The organism is Streptomyces roseoviridis (assembly GCF_039535235.1).
GTDB classification, from domain to species: domain Bacteria; phylum Actinomycetota; class Actinomycetes; order Streptomycetales; family Streptomycetaceae; genus Streptomyces; species Streptomyces roseoviridis.
Window position 1 is genome coordinate 2,060,963 of the sequence record NZ_BAAAWU010000001.1, and the last position, 13,623, is coordinate 2,074,585.

14 protein-coding genes and 1 pseudogene are annotated in these 13,623 nt (G+C 73.0%); 5 read left to right on the top strand and 10 right to left on the bottom strand.

Annotation, left to right across the window (positions count from 1 at the left end; genetic code table 11):
* Nucleotides 1-22 precede the first annotated feature (22 nt).
* The 5 genes and pseudogenes from ABD954_RS09190 to ABD954_RS09210 all read right to left on the bottom strand — a co-directional run bounded on the left by ABD954_RS09190 (nucleotide 23) and on the right by ABD954_RS09210 (nucleotide 6,251).
* Complete coding sequence (locus tag ABD954_RS09190; protein WP_345485389.1) at nucleotides 23-1,075, bottom strand: F0F1 ATP synthase subunit B; 1,053 nt, start codon at nucleotides 1,073-1,075, stop codon at nucleotides 23-25.
* Nucleotides 1,076-1,184: 109 nt separating this feature from the next.
* On the bottom strand, nucleotides 1,185-1,664 hold the full coding sequence (coaD, locus tag ABD954_RS09195; protein ID WP_345492049.1) for a pantetheine-phosphate adenylyltransferase: 480 nt from the start codon (nucleotides 1,662-1,664) through the stop codon (nucleotides 1,185-1,187).
* 26 nt (nucleotides 1,665-1,690) lie between these two features.
* Nucleotides 1,691-2,284: pseudogene (gene rsmD, locus ABD954_RS09200) on the bottom strand (16S rRNA (guanine(966)-N(2))-methyltransferase RsmD); the annotation flags it as partial.
* Nucleotides 2,285-2,339: 55 nt separating this feature from the next.
* Nucleotides 2,340-4,553 carry an ATP-dependent DNA helicase RecG gene (gene recG, locus ABD954_RS09205; protein ID WP_345485390.1) on the bottom strand — a complete coding sequence of 738 codons (2,214 nt, stop codon included), beginning with the start codon at nucleotides 4,551-4,553 and terminating at the stop codon, nucleotides 2,340-2,342.
* Between the two features lie 51 nt (nucleotides 4,554-4,604).
* Complete coding sequence (locus ABD954_RS09210) at nucleotides 4,605-6,251, bottom strand: DAK2 domain-containing protein (RefSeq protein WP_345485391.1); 1,647 nt, start codon at nucleotides 6,249-6,251, stop codon at nucleotides 4,605-4,607.
* Between the two features lie 236 nt (nucleotides 6,252-6,487).
* Between ABD954_RS09210 and rpmB the strand changes: the two genes are divergently transcribed.
* Complete coding sequence (gene rpmB / locus ABD954_RS09215; RefSeq protein ID WP_003957616.1) at nucleotides 6,488-6,673, top strand: 50S ribosomal protein L28; 186 nt, start codon at nucleotides 6,488-6,490, stop codon at nucleotides 6,671-6,673.
* A gap of 102 nt (nucleotides 6,674-6,775) precedes the next feature.
* Here the strand turns inward: rpmB and thiD are convergent, their stop codons facing one another.
* Together thiD and ABD954_RS09225 are read right to left on the bottom strand one after the other, a co-directional pair.
* Entirely contained in the window at nucleotides 6,776-7,585 is an 810-nt protein-coding gene (gene thiD / locus ABD954_RS09220) for a bifunctional hydroxymethylpyrimidine kinase/phosphomethylpyrimidine kinase (protein ID WP_345485392.1), read from the bottom strand.
* A complete protein-coding gene (locus tag ABD954_RS09225) occupies nucleotides 7,582-8,544 on the bottom strand; it encodes a thiamine-phosphate kinase (protein WP_345485394.1) in 963 nt (320 codons plus the stop codon). The genes thiD and ABD954_RS09225 overlap by 4 nt, the downstream gene beginning before the upstream one ends.
* Nucleotides 8,545-8,777: 233 nt before the next feature.
* Here ABD954_RS09225 and ABD954_RS09230 point away from each other — a divergent pair, with 233 nt between their 5' ends.
* Nucleotides 8,778-9,011 (top strand): Lrp/AsnC family transcriptional regulator, encoded by a 234-nt coding sequence (locus tag ABD954_RS09230; protein ID WP_046905450.1) that lies wholly within the window; start codon nucleotides 8,778-8,780, stop codon nucleotides 9,009-9,011.
* Nucleotides 9,012-9,034: 23 nt separating this feature from the next.
* Complete coding sequence (locus ABD954_RS09235) at nucleotides 9,035-9,529, top strand: DUF3515 domain-containing protein (RefSeq protein WP_345492051.1); 495 nt, start codon at nucleotides 9,035-9,037, stop codon at nucleotides 9,527-9,529.
* A gap of 40 nt (nucleotides 9,530-9,569) precedes the next feature.
* On the opposite strand, the gene ABD954_RS09240 is transcribed toward ABD954_RS09235, so the two are convergent.
* The 3 genes from ABD954_RS09240 to ABD954_RS09250 form a co-directional block, all read right to left on the bottom strand.
* Nucleotides 9,570-10,709 carry a D-alanine--D-alanine ligase family protein gene (locus ABD954_RS09240; RefSeq protein ID WP_345485395.1) on the bottom strand — a complete coding sequence of 380 codons (1,140 nt, stop codon included), beginning with the start codon at nucleotides 10,707-10,709 and terminating at the stop codon, nucleotides 9,570-9,572.
* Nucleotides 10,710-10,787: 78 nt separating this feature from the next.
* Nucleotides 10,788-11,789 carry an NAD(P)H-dependent glycerol-3-phosphate dehydrogenase gene (locus tag ABD954_RS09245; protein WP_345485396.1) on the bottom strand — a complete coding sequence of 334 codons (1,002 nt, stop codon included), beginning with the start codon at nucleotides 11,787-11,789 and terminating at the stop codon, nucleotides 10,788-10,790.
* Nucleotides 11,786-12,604 carry a lysophospholipid acyltransferase family protein gene (locus tag ABD954_RS09250; RefSeq protein ID WP_345485397.1) on the bottom strand — a complete coding sequence of 273 codons (819 nt, stop codon included), beginning with the start codon at nucleotides 12,602-12,604 and terminating at the stop codon, nucleotides 11,786-11,788. Before ABD954_RS09250 ends, ABD954_RS09245 begins: the two co-directional genes overlap by 4 nt.
* Nucleotides 12,605-12,728: 124 nt before the next feature.
* Here ABD954_RS09250 and cofC point away from each other — a divergent pair, with 124 nt between their 5' ends.
* Nucleotides 12,729-13,400, top strand: coding sequence for a 2-phospho-L-lactate guanylyltransferase (gene cofC, locus ABD954_RS09255; protein ID WP_345485398.1), 672 nt, complete (start codon nucleotides 12,729-12,731; stop codon nucleotides 13,398-13,400).
* A gap of 10 nt (nucleotides 13,401-13,410) precedes the next feature.
* Nucleotides 13,411-13,614, top strand: coding sequence for a hypothetical protein (locus ABD954_RS09260; protein ID WP_345485399.1), 204 nt, complete (start codon nucleotides 13,411-13,413; stop codon nucleotides 13,612-13,614).
* Nucleotides 13,615-13,623: the final 9 nt, after the last annotated feature.

Below are 13,623 nucleotides of genomic sequence, written 5' to 3' on the forward strand. Positions count from 1 at the left end.
TTCGCTCACAGCCCAATCCGGGCTAGTGGCCCTGTTCGTACCGGCGCAGCTGGTCCAGGTCGATCATGCTCGTGTCGAAGAAGCTGGTCTCGTCGAGCGAGCCGGCCTGCTGGGCCTGCGGCTGGTGCTGGGGCGGGTGGGGCTGCTGCTGCGGCTGCTGCTGCTGCTCGTAGCCGTACGGGTACGCGTAGGGGTCGGCCTGCTGCGGCTGCTGGTAGGCGTAGGGGTCCTGGACCGGCTGCTGGTAGGCGTACGGGTCCTGGACGGGCTGCTGGTAGGCGTACGGGTCGTGCTGCGGCGGCGGGGCGGCCTGCTGCTGCGCGGGGATCTGTACGGGCTCGGGGTCGGCCAGCTCCGCGAGGCCGGCCAGGTAGTCGGCGTCGCTGGTGTGCTGCGTCCCGGGCCCGGCCGCGTCCTGGGCGGCCATGTGCTCCCCGAGGGCGTCGCTGGCGATCCGGCCGTGCAGCTTCTGGCGGCCGCGGCCGACCGCTTCCAGGGTCTTGCTCAGCACGGCCTCGAAGGCGCCCAGCTTGGTGTCCACGTAGGCGTCGGCGCGCTGGATCAGGGTCTGCGGGTCGGAGCTGTACTCGGGTGCGTCCTCGTCGGCGAACCCGTCGGCGTCCAGGCCCGGGCCACGGCCGAGGAGCTTCTCGCGGCCCCGGTCGACGGAGGCGATGGTCTTGCCGAGGACCACCTCGAAGTTCGCCAGCTTGGAGTCGACGTAGTCGTCGGCCTCGGCGCGGATCTCCTCCGCCTCCCGGCGGGCCTCGGCCAGGATGCGCTCGGCCTCGTCCTGGGACTGGCGGGCGACCTGGGTGTCGGAGATCAGCGAGCCGCGCTCGGCATGGGCGGCCTCGATGATCCGCTCGGCCTCCCGGCGGGCCTGCTCGACCATCTGCTCGCGCCCGCCGAGCAGCTCCTGGGCCTGGGCGAGCGAGCCCGGCAGGGCCTCGCGGACCTCTTCGAGCAGGGCGAGCAGCTCGGCCCGGTTGACCACGCAGGACGCCGACATGGGCATGGAGCGGGCGTTTCTGACCGTCGCGACGATCTCGTCGAGCTTCTTCTGCACGTCCACCGGTGCTCGCCACTCTCTACAGCTGGTTGGAGACGGACGGGACGACTGTAAGGCCAGTCGGGCCCTGCCCGGGAGCTGGTGACGGAGCGTCAGGGGAGGTGGCCCCGGGTCACCGCTCGCGCAGGCGTTCGGTGAGCCGGGCGAGCACCGCCGGCGGCACCAGGTGGGACACGTCGCCGCCCCAGGCCGCGACCTCCTTGACCAGGGAGGAGGACAGGAAGCTGTAGGTCGGGTTGGTGGGCACGAACAGGGTCTCGACGCCCGAGAGCCCGTTGTTCATCTGGGCCATCTGGAGCTCGTAGTCGAAGTCGCTGACCGCCCGCAGGCCCTTGACGATGGCCGGGATGTCGCGCTGCTTGCAGAAGTCGACGAGCAGGCCGTGGAAGGACTCCACCTCGACGTTGCCGAAGTCGGCGGTGACCTCGCGGATGAGCTCGATCCGCTCGTCGACGGAGAACAGGCCCTGCTTCGACTGGTTGATCATCACCGCGACGTGCACGACGTCGTACAGCTTGGAGGCGCGGGCGATGATGTCGAGGTGTCCATTGGTGATGGGGTCGAATGACCCCGGACAGACGGCGCGGCGCAACTTGGGTCCCTCGCTCTCCGGTCCGGTCATCGTGCGTCTTCGCACGTAGAGGCGGCGCGACCGTACCAAAACGTTCCCTCGCCGTAGCGACGGGACCGCAGTGGTGCGAAGCCGTCCGGCCAGCGGAACTCTCCGCCCCGGGTGCTGCGCTCCACGGTGACGAGGGCATCCTCGCCGATCCAGCCCCCCGAGCGCAGTGTGAGGAGGATCTCGCGCAGAGCGTCGTCGGAGACGGCGTACGGCGGGTCGAGGAAGACCAGGTCGTAGGGCTCGGCCGGGGCCGGCCCGGTGACGATCTGCTCGGCCTTGCCGGTGCGCAGCTCGGCGCCCGGCAGGCCGAGGGACCGGATGTTCTCCCGGACCGTGCGCGCGGCGCGCGGATCGGCCTCGACGAGCAGGGCGTGGGAGGCGCCGCGGGACAGCGCCTCCAGGCCGACGGCCCCGGAGCCCGCGTAGAGGTCGGCGACGCGCGCGCCGGCCAGGCCGTGGAAGGACTCCCAGGTGGAGAAGAGGCCCTCCCGCGCCCGGTCGGAGGTGGGGCGGGTGCCGTTGCCCGGCGGTACGGCGAGTCGGCGTCCGCCGGCGGTGCCGGCGATCACGCGGGTCATGTGGATTCCTCGTCCTCGTGGGCGTCTGCCTGGGCAACAGCTTAGGGCGGTGCCCGGCGCGACGGGGTCAGCCCTTCTCCAGGTACTCCTCCCGGTCCTTGTCCAGGAGCGCGTCGAGGGCGGTGCGCAGCTCGGGGTGGGCGGTGAGGTCGGGGTCGGCCAGGACGAGGGCGGTGGCCTCCTCGCGGGCGGCGGTGATGACCTCCTCGTCCTCGATGACGGTGAGCATCCGCAGCGAGGAACGCACGCCCGACTGGGCCTGGCCGAGGACGTCGCCCTCGCGGCGCTGTTCGAGGTCGATGCGGGAGAGCTCGAAGCCGTCGAGGGTGGCGGCGACGGCGCCGAGGCGCTGCCGGGCGGGGCTCGCCTCGGGCATCTCGGTGACGAGCAGACACAGGCCGGGGGCGGAGCCGCGGCCGACGCGGCCGCGGAGCTGGTGGAGCTGGGAGACGCCGAAGCGGTCCGCGTCCATGATCACCATGGCGGTGGCGTTGGGGACGTTGACGCCGACCTCGATGACGGTGGTGGCGACGAGGACGTCGGCCTCGCCGGCGGCGAAGCGGCGCATGACCTCGTCCTTGTCGTCGGGGTGCATACGGCCGTGCAGCACCTCGACGCGGAGCCCGGCGAGCGGTCCGGCGCGCAGCTGCTCGGCGACGTCGAGGACGGCGAGCGGCGGCCGCTTCTCGGCGTCGTCCTCGGGGCCCGCCTTCCGCTTGGGCTTCTGGTCCTCCTCGTCGCCGATGCGGGGGCAGACGACGTACGCCTGGTGCCCGGCCTCGACCTCCTCGCGGACCCGCTCCCAGGCGCGGGCGAGGAAGTGCGGCTTGTCGGCGGCGGGGACGACGTGGCTGGCGATGGGCGAGCGGCCGGCGGGCAGCTGGTCGAGGACGGAGGTCTCCAGGTCGCCGAAGACGGTCATGGCGACCGTACGGGGAATGGGGGTGGCCGTCATGACGAGCAGGTGCGGGGGCTGTCTGCCCTTGCCGCGCAGGGCGTCGCGCTGCTCCACGCCGAAGCGGTGCTGCTCGTCGACGACGACCAGGCCGAGGTCGTGGAACTGCACCTTGTCCTCGATCAGCGCGTGGGTGCCGATGACCATGCCGGCCTCGCCCGTGACCAGGTCGAGCAGCGCCTGGCGGCGGGCGGCGGTGCCCATGGAGCCGGTGAGCAGCACGACCTTGGTGGCGTGCTCGGCGCCGCCGAGCATGCCCCCTTCGGCGAGCTCGCCCATCATCTCGGTGACCGAGCGGTGGTGCTGCTGGGCGAGGACCTCGGTGGGCGCGAGCATCGCGGCCTGTCCGCCGGCGTCGACGACGGCGAGCATGGCGCGCAGGGCGACCAGCGTCTTGCCGGAGCCGACCTCGCCCTGGAGGAGGCGGTGCATGGGGTGGTCGGTGGCGAGGTCGTCGAAGATCTCCTGGGAGACCTTCCGCTGGCCCTCGGTGAGGGTGAAGGGGAGCTTGGCGTCGAAGGCGGTGAGCAGCCCGTCCGGGGCGGGGCGGCGCGCGACGGCGGGCAGCTGGGTGTCGGCGTGCCGGCGGCGGGCGAGGGCGACCTGGAGGACGAACGCCTCGTCCCACTTGAGGCGGTCGCGGGCGTCGGCGATGTCGGCCTTGGTGCGGGGCCGGTGGATCCTGGTGAGGGCGTCGGGCAGGTCGGTGAGGCCGCGGCCCTCGCGCAGGGCGGGCGGCAGCGGGTCGACGAGCCCTTCCCAGCCGGTGGCCGCCATGGAGTCGAGGGCGATGGCCACGGACTGCTCGATGGTCCAGGACTCGATCTGCTTGCAGGCCGGGTAGATCGGGAGCAGTTCGCTCGCGAAGGCCCTGACGGTGTCGGTGCTGGTGTCGGCGTCGAGGAGCTTGTACTCGGGGTGGGCGAGCTGGAGCCTGCGGTTGAAGACGCCGACCTTGCCGGCGAACATGGCGCGGCGGCCGGGGAGCAGTTCCTTCTGGTGGAAGTGGACGGTGCGGCCGAAGAACACGAGCTGCATCCGGCCGCTGCCGTCGGTGACGGTCACCTCCAGGCGCTGTCCCTTGCCGCGGCCGCCCTTGTTGAAGGTGTGCAGGCGCGCGTCGGCGACCTGGGCGACGACGGTGACGTGCTCGTCGAGCGGCAGGTCGGCGAGCGCGGTGAGCTCGCCGCGCTCCGCGTACCGCCGGGGGTAGTGGTGGAGCAGGTCACCGACGGTGTGCAGGTCCATGTGCTCGGCCATCACCTTGGCGGTGGCGGCGCCGAGCAGCTTCTTGAGGGGTTCGTCGAGCGAAGGCACGCGATCCATTGCACACCATGGCTCGGACATGCGCCGAGGAGGCGGGGACGCCCGTCGTGGCTACTCGACCCCGATCAGCAGCGGCGGGGCTCCCTCGCCCGCGTGGTAGACGGTGGTGTCGACCGCCAAGTGCGCGGCGCGGACGTGCTGTTCGAGGGTGGGGGCGAGGGCGGCGGGGGTGTCGGAGGAGACGATGAGCGTGACGAGTTCGCCGCCGGCGGAGAGCATGCGGTCGAGGACCGTGACGGCGGTGGCGGTGAGGTCCCGGCCGATGACGGCGACGTCGCCCTCGATGAGGCCGAGGACGTCGCCGGCCTGGCAGACGCCCGCGGAGGTGAAGGACTGGCGTTCGGCGACGGCCAGTTCGGCGTAGCGGGTGGCGCCGGCCGCGGCGGTCATGGCGACGACGTCCTCGTCGAAGCGGCGGGCCGGTTCGTGGACGGCGAGGGCGGCGATGCCCTGGACGGCGGCGCGGGTGGGGATGAGGGCGACGCGGATGCCCTCGGCCCTGACCTGTTCGGCGGCCGCGGCGGCGACCCCGCGCAGCTCGGTGTCGTTGGGCAGCAGCACGACCTCGTGGGCGTGGGCGCGGCGGATGGCCTCGGCGAGTTCGGTGCCGGTGGGGGGTTCGCCGGGGCGGGCGAGCAGCGTGGTGGCGCCGGCCTCGGCGCACAGCCCGGCGAGGCCCTCGCCGGGCAGGACGGCGACGACGGCGCGTCCGGCGGGCTCGGGCAGGTCGAAGTGGGTGATGCGGATGCGGTACGGGCGTCCCGCCTCGACGCCCGCCTCGACGGCCGCGCCGGCGTCGTCGACGTGGACGTGCACGTTCCACAGCCCGTCGCCGCCGACGACGACCAGGGAGTCCCCCAGTTCGTCGAGGCGGGTCCGGAGCCGGTCGACGGCGGCGTCCTCGGCCTCCAGGAGGTAGATCACCTCGTAGGCGGGGCCGGCGGCGGGTGCGTCGGCGCCGTCGCAGTCGAGGGCGCCGTCGCAGTCGAGGGCGCCGGCGATGTCGAGGGGGCCGGCGAGGTCGCCGTTCGGGGCGGGCCGGGAGCGTTCCCGTGCCGCGGGGCGGGCGGGCGTCTCACCGGACAGGGCTTCCACGAGCGCTCCGAGCACGGCCACCAGACCGCGTCCGCCGGCGTCCACGACCCCGGCGCGGCGGAGCGCGGCCAGTTGTCCGGGGGTGGCGTCGAGGGCCTCGCACGCCCCCTGGTAGGCCGCCGAGGCCACCGTCAGGAGGTCGCGGCCCCCGTCGCAGGCGCGGGCGGCGGCGTCGGCGACGGTGAGGAGGGTGCCCTCGACGGGGTGGGCGACGGCCCTGCGGGCCGCTTCGGCGGCGCTCGCGAAGGCCCGGGCGAGGTGATCCCCGTCACCGCCCGAGGCGAGGACGCCGGCCATGCCCCGCAGCAGCTGGGAGAGGATGGTGCCGGAGTTGCCGCAGGCGCCGAGGAGGGCGCCCCGGGCCATGGCCCGTATGGCCTCGGCGACGCCGGGAGGGCCGTCGGTCGCGTCCGTGAAGGTCGCGTCCACGGCCCGGGCCGCCGACTCCACCGTCAGGTAGAGGTTGGTGCCGGTGTCGCCGTCCGCGACGGGATAGACGTTGATCGCGTCGATCTCCTCGCGCTCCCTGCCGAGCGCCTCCAGCGCCCCCCGGCACCAGGATCGGACCGCCTCGGCGTCGAGGGTCTGCGGTGCTCGCGGCAACGGGTGGTCCTCCTGTGCTCTGCGGTGGGCTCACCGCAGGGTAGACCCGCATCGGTCCGGGGCCCGGGGCGGGGGCCGTGCGGACCGTGGTAGTTTCGTTCCACGGAAGCAGTCGTTGTATGCTGCTTCGGTTGCCCGGCACCTGTCGGGCCATTCCCCCGGCAAACCACTTCAGATCCCTGATCCGATCCGGTGCGCCGGATTTCACTGTAAATCTGAAGTCTTTGGAGTGACCCGTGGCTGCCAACTGCGACGTCTGCGGCAAGGGGCCGGGCTTCGGCAACAACATTTCGCACTCGCACCGCCGTACGTCTCGTCGCTGGAACCCGAACATCCAGCGCGTGCGTGCCGTGGTCGGTCGGACGCCGAAGCGGCTCAACGTCTGCACCTCGTGCATCAAGGCCGGCAAGGTCTCGCGCTAACCGCGACGTTTTGTCGTAGCGCAGCCCTGCGGTTGCCTTGAGAGGCCGGTTCACTTCGGTGAACCGGCCTTTTGCCTTGCCCGGGGACGGGCCGGTCCCCAGTCAGCCCCGGAAGGCCCAGCCGTGGTCGACGGGGCCGATGCCGCCGCCGAGTGCGAAGCCCGCCGCGAGGGCCCCGGTCACGTACGCCTTCGCCTCCCGTACGGCCTCCGGCACCGTCAGGCCCTTCGCCAGGTGCGAGGCGACCGCCGAGGCGAGCGTGCAGCCCGTGCCGTGGGTGTGGCGGTTGTCGTAGCGGGGGGCGTACAGCCAGTGCTCCTCGCTGCCGTCGGTGAGCAGGTCCACGACCTCGGCGGCGTCACCGGGCAGGTGGCCGCCCTTGATCAGCGCCCAGCGCGGCCCGTACGCCAGGATCGCGTCGGCCGCGCGCCGCATTCCGGTCTCGTCCTCCACCACCAGGCCCGTGAGCTGCGTCACCTCGTCCAGGTTGGGGGTGGCGACGGTCGCGACGGGCAGCAGCGTGGTGCGGACGGAGTCGAGCGCGGAGGCGGCGAGCAGCGGGTCGCCGTGCTTGGAGACGCCGACGGGGTCGACGACGGCCGGGGCGTCCGTGCCGGCCAGCAGCTCCGCCACCGTCTCCACCAGCGCGGCGGAGGAGAGCATGCCGGTCTTGACGGCCTGGACGCCTATGTCGTCGACGACCGCCCGGTACTGGGCCCGTACCGCCTCCTCGGGCAGTTCCCAGGCACCGTGGACGCCCAGTGAGTTCTGGGCGGTGACGGCGGTGAGCACGCTCATGCCGTGGACGCCGAGGGCGAGCATGGTCTTGAGGTCGGCCTGGATGCCGGCGCCGCCGCCGGAGTCGGATCCGGCGACGGTGAGCACCAGGGGCGGGCGCGGGGCCGAGCTCACTCGGTCACCCCGAAGTGGTCCCAGCCGCCCTTGCTGTGCCAGGGGGCGCCGTCGACGGTGACCTGGGGCAGCGCGGAGGGGTTGAGGACCTCGCCGATGACCTTCCAGCGGGCGGGCAGCTTCACGTCCGGCGGGAAGGTGGCGACGATCGCGTGGTCCTCTCCCCCGGTGAGCACCCACTGGAGCGGGTCGACGCCGACGGCCTGGCCGATGTCGTTCATCTGGGTCGGGATGTCGATGAGTCCCGAACGCAGGTCGATGCGGACCTTGCTGGCCTCGGCGATGTGCCCGAGGTCGGCGATGAGGCCGTCGCTGACGTCGCACATGGCGGTGGCGCCGAGTCCGGCGGCGGCGGGGCCCGCGTGGTAGGGCGGCTCGGGGCGGCGGTGGGCCTCGACGAAGGCGCGCGGGGAGCGGAAGCCGCGGGAGAGCACCGCGTAGCCGGCGGCGGACCAGCCGAGCCAGCCGGTGTAGGCGACGACGTCGCCGGGCTGGGCCCCGCCGCGGGTGACCGGGTCGTGGTTGCGCAGGTCGCCGAGGGCGGTGATGGCGACCGTGATGGTGTCGCCGCGGACGACGTCGCCGCCGACCACGGCGGCGCCCGCGACCTGGCACTCGTCGCGCAGCCCGTCCATGAGTTCGGTGGGCCAGGTGACGGGCAGTTCGGCGGGGACGACGAGGCCGAGCAGGAGGGCGGTGGGGACGGCGCCCATGGCGGCGATGTCGGCGAGGTTCTGGGCCGCGGCCTTGCGGCCGACGTCGTAGGCCGTCGACCAGTCCCGGCGGAAGTGGCGTCCTTCGAGCAGGATGTCCGTGCTGGCCACCACCCGCCGGTCGGGGGCGGAGACCACCGCGGCGTCGTCGCCGGGGCCGATCCGCACCGCGGGGGTGGAGGTGAGCCGGGAGGTGAGCTCCCTGATGAGCCCGAACTCGCCCAGCTCTCCGACTGTGCCCTTCACCGCGATTCACCTCGTGTCGTCGTGCCGGCCGCCGCGCCGCTCCGCTGCTCCTCGCCGTGCGGGTCGCGGGCCGTCACCGTGCCGGATACCGTCAAGTAGACCGTCAACTTCTCATCTGTGTACGCCACACCCCGGGCGCCTCCGATCACGGAGGTCTCCCCGCGGCCCGCGGCGACGCGGTACCGTGGCGTCTCTTTCTCCCACAAGATCCTCGTGGCCGCCCTGGAGGTTCCGTGGTACAGGCGTACATCCTTATTCAGACCGAGGTGGGCAAGGCGTCGACCGTCGCCGAGACCATCGCCAAGATCCCGGGGGTGATCCAGGCGGAGGACGTGACGGGTCCGTACGACGTGATCGTGCGTGCCGAGGCCGACACCGTGGACGCGCTGGGCCGCATGGTGGTCGCCAAGGTCCAGCAAGTGGAAGGCATCACGCGCACCCTCACCTGCCCGGTCGTGCATATCTAGCCCCCGTCTACCCTTGGCCGGTGATGTCTTCCCACCGGCCTTTCGGCCTGCCCGCTTCCGCCGCCTCGGCCGTGCTGCTGCTGGCCGTCGCGGGCTGTTCCTCTCCGGACGCGAAGGCGTCGGTCCCGGTCCCCCGCCCTCCGGCGGCCGAGGCCGCCTTCTGCCGCGCCCTCGCGAAGGAGCTGCCCGGCGCCGTGGCGGGTCTGGAGCGGACCGGCACCGAGCCGGAGTCCGAGCTGACCGCCGCGTGGGGGGATGCCGCGATCGTACTGCGCTGCGGGGTCCCGCGGCCCGAAAAGATGAGCGATCCCCAGTCGCTGGGCATCGTCGCCGACGGCGTGCGCTGGCTCCTGGAGCAGCGCGAGGGCGACGGACCCCGCTTCACCACGACGTACCGCAAGGCGTACGTCGAGGTGACCCTCGACGAGCGGTACGCGCACGACATCGGCCCGCTCACGGACCTCGCCGCCCCCGTGCGGCGGGCCGTGCCCTGCGCCCTGGAACCGGAGTGCGGCTAGGGAGGGTCCCCGGGCCGCCCTCCGGTCCGTCGGACCGCTCCTAGCGCAGGCCCGTGGAGCGGCGCAGCGCGGCCTGGATGAGCCGGTCGACGAGCTCGGGGTAGCTGACGCCGCTCTCCTGCCACATGCGCGGGTACATGGAGATGGGCGTGAAGCCGGGCATCGTGTTGACCTCGTTGATGACGAACTCGCCGTCCTCGGTGAGGAAGAAGTCGGCGCGCACCAGGCCCTCGCAGGAGATGGCCTCGTAGGCGGCGACGGCGAGGCGCTGGATCTCGGCGGTGGCCTCGTCGCCGATCGGCGCGGGCACGATGCCGGAGGCCGAGTCGATGTACTTGGCCTCGAAGTCGTAGAAGTCGTGGTCGGTGACGGGCGGGATCTCGGCGGGCACGCTGGCGCGGGGGCCGTCCTCGAACTCCAGGACGCCGCACTCGATCTCGCGGCCGCGCACCAGCGCCTCGACGATGATCTTCGGGTCGTGGCGGCGGGCCTCCTCGACGGCCTCGTCGAGGCCGGAGAGGTCGTCGACCTTGGTGATGCCCACGGAGGAGCCGCCGCGGGCCGGCTTCACGAACAGCGGCCAGCCGTGGTCGGCGGCGAACTCCACAATCTTCTTGCGCGCGGCGGCGGGGTTCTGCTCCCACTCCCGGGGGCGGATCACCGTGTACGGGCCGACGGGCAGGCCGAAGGAGACGAAGACCCGCTTCATGTACTCCTTGTCCTGGCCGACGGCGGAGGCGAGGACGCCCGCGCCGACGTAGGGGACGCCGGAGAGCTCCAGGAGGCCCTGGAGGGTGCCGTCCTCGCCGTAGGGGCCGTGCAGGACGGGGAAGACGACGTCGACCTCGCCGAGGGCCTTCGGCACGGAGCCGGGCTCGGTGTGGACGACCTCGCGGCTGGCCGGGTCGACGGAGAGGACCACGCCGCCGGTCTCGGACTCGGCGAGGTCGCTGACGTTCGGCAGGGCGCGGTCGGCGATGGCCATCCGCTCCGGCGCGTCGGCGGTCAGCGCCCAGCGCCCGTCGGTGGTGATGCCGATGGGCAGCACGTCGTACGCGTCCCGGTCGATGGCGCTGAGGACGGCACCGGCGGTGACGACGGAGATGGCGTGCTCGGAGCTGCGTCCGCCGAAGACGACGGCCACGCGCGGCTTGCGGGGGCTCTGGGTGTTCTCGCTCATATCGCGATGAGGGTACCTTGCGACGTCCGAACTGCTGAGCGCCCCGCGCGTTCCGCGCGCGTCCGGGTCAGCGGCGGGTCACCGGCGTTCCGCCTTGGCGCTGCGCGACATCAGCTCCTTGAGGGCGACGATCGGCGGCTTGCCCTCGTGGACGATCGAGACGACGGTCTCGGTGATGGGCATGTCGACGCCGTGGCGGCGGGCCAGATCCAGCACGGACTCGCAGGACTTGACGCCCTCGGCGGTCTGCTTGGTGACCGCGATGGTCTCCTCCAGGCTCATCCCGCGGCCCAGGTTGGTGCCGAAGGTGTGGTTCCGGGAGAGCGGCGAGGAGCAGGTGGCGACCAGGTCGCCGAGGCCGGCGAGACCGGAGAAGGTGAGCGGGTCGGCGCCCATGGCGAGGCCCAGGCGGGTGGTCTCGGCGAGGCCGCGGGTGATGAGGGTGGCCTTGGAGTTGTCGCCGAGGCCCATGCCGTCGGCGATGCCGACGGCGAGGCCGATGACGTTCTTGACCGCTCCGCCGAGTTCGCAGCCGACGACGTCGGTGTTGGTGTACGGGCGGAAGTACGGGGTCATGCAGGCGGTCTGGAGCCGCTGGGCGACCGTCTCGTCGGCGCAGGCGACGACGGCGGCGGCGGGCTGCCGGGCGGCGATCTCCTTGGCCAGGTTGGGGCCGGTGAGGACGGCGACGCGGTCGGCGGGGACGCCGGCGACCTCCTGGACGACCTCGCTCATCCGCTTGGCGGTGCCGAGTTCGATGCCCTTCATCAGGGAGACGAGCACGGTGCCGGGGGCGAGGTCGGGCACCCAGGCCGCGAGGTTCTCGCGCAGGGTCTGGGAGGGCACGACGAGGACGGTGAAGTCGGCGTCGCGGGCGGCCTCGGCCGGGTCGGCGGTGGCCGTGATGCCCTTGGGGAGTTCGACGCCGGGCAGGTAGTCGGGGTTGACGCCGGTGCTGTTGATGGCGTCGGCGAGGGCGGCGCGGCGGCCCCAGAGGCTGACCTCGCAGCCCGCGTCGGCGAGCACCATGGCGAAGGCGGTGCCCCAGGATCCGTTGCCGAAGACGGCTGCCTTGGTCACTTCTCGCCCTCTCCGGTCCTGCTGCTCGGTGTGGCCTTGCCGCCCTGCGCGGCGCCGGCGCTCTTCCCGGCCCCGCCCTGCGCGGCCTTGCGGCGCTGTTCGAGGCGGGCCCTGCGGTGGTCGTAGGGCTCCGCGGGGGCCTTCTCGCCGCGGATCTCCTCCAGGAGCCGGGTGATGGCGGCCATGATCTCCTCGGTGGCCGCGCGCAGCACGTCGGGCGTCGGCTCGACGTCGTGGAAGCGGGAGAGGTCGACCGGCGGACCGGCCTGCACGATCAGGGTCTTGCGCGGCCAGAGCCGGAGCTTGTTCTCCTTGGCGTAGGGCGGCATCGCGAGGTTGGCGCCCCACTGGGCGACCGGGATGACGGGGACCTTGGTGAGCAGGGCGACGCGGGCGGCGCCGGTCTTGCCGGCCATGGGCCACATGTCGGGGTCGCGGGTGAGGGTGCCCTCGGGGTAGAAGGCGACGCACTCGCCGCGCTCGATGGCGTCGACGGCGGAGCGGAAGGCGTCCAGGGCGTCGGTGGTCTCGCGGTAGACGGGGATCTGGCCGGTGTTGCGGAGCATGGTGCCCACGAAGCCGCTCTTGAAGAGCCCCGCCTTGGCCAGGAAACGGGGGACGCGCCCGGTGTTGTACTGGTAGTGGGCGTAGGACAGCGGGTCCAGGTACGAGTTGTGGTTGACCGCGGTGATGAAGCCGCCCTCGGCCGGGATGTGCTCCGTTCCGCGCCAGTCCCGCTTGAACAGCACCACCAGTGGGGGTTTGGCGATGACCGCCGCCAGGCGGTACCAGAAGCCGATTCTGCGGCGGGACACTCGGACACCTTTCTCCGGACTGGTTCGCAGGGGGTCAAGTGTCGCCCGCTGCTCCTGGCCTGTCGAGGACACCGTACGCCCCGGGACTCGGGCGCTTCGCGCGGGCGGGACACAATAGGGCGCGATGACGACCTACGCCGATCGATACGCCGCCGGGACCGGGGGCGGCACCTGGTCCCTGGTGGTGCCCCTGAAGCCGTTGGCGCGGGCGAAGAGCAGACTGGGCCCGGCCGTGGGGGGCCCGCTGCGGGGCCGCCTCGCGCTGGCCTTCGCCGAGGACACGGTGGCGGCGGCGCTGGCCAGCCCGGGGGTGCGGGATGTGGCGGTGATCACGGACGATCCGGCCGCCGGTGCGGCCCTCGCGGCCCTCGGGGCGCGGATCGTGCCCGACCTTCCGGGTGCGGGGCTCAACGCGGCGCTGGCGCACGGGGCGCGGGCGGTGCGGGCGGTGCGGCCGGCGGCGCGGGTGGCGGCGCTGAACGCGGACCTCCCGGCGCTGCGTCCGGCGGAGCTGGCGCGGGTGCTCGCGGCGGCGGGGCAATTCGGGCGGGCATTTCTCGCGGATGCCGCCGGAATAGGTACGACATTCCTCTCGGCGGGGCCGGGGGTGGAATTGGAACCGGCTTTCGGAGGGGCTTCGCGGCGCCGGCATTTGTCGTCGGGGGCGGTGGAAATCCGGCTGACGGGGGTGGATTCCGTGCGCCGGGACGTGGACACCGGGGAGGACCTGGCGGCGGCCGTGGCGCTGGGCGTGGGGCCGCGGACGGCGGCCCGCTGGCTGCCCGCGGCCGGATAGGCTGCGGTCCATGCAGGCGACCGCGTACACGTACGATCCCGAGACCCGCAGCGGCAGTGTGCTGCTCGACGACGGCACGCCGGTGGAGTTCGGTGCCGACGCCTTCGAGGCGGGCGGGCTGCTGCGTCTGAGGCCGGGGCAGCGGGTGCGGATCGAGACGGAGGGCTCAGGGGCGGCCCTGCGGATCACGCTGGTGACGCTGCAGACCTTCTAGGGGGCCCTC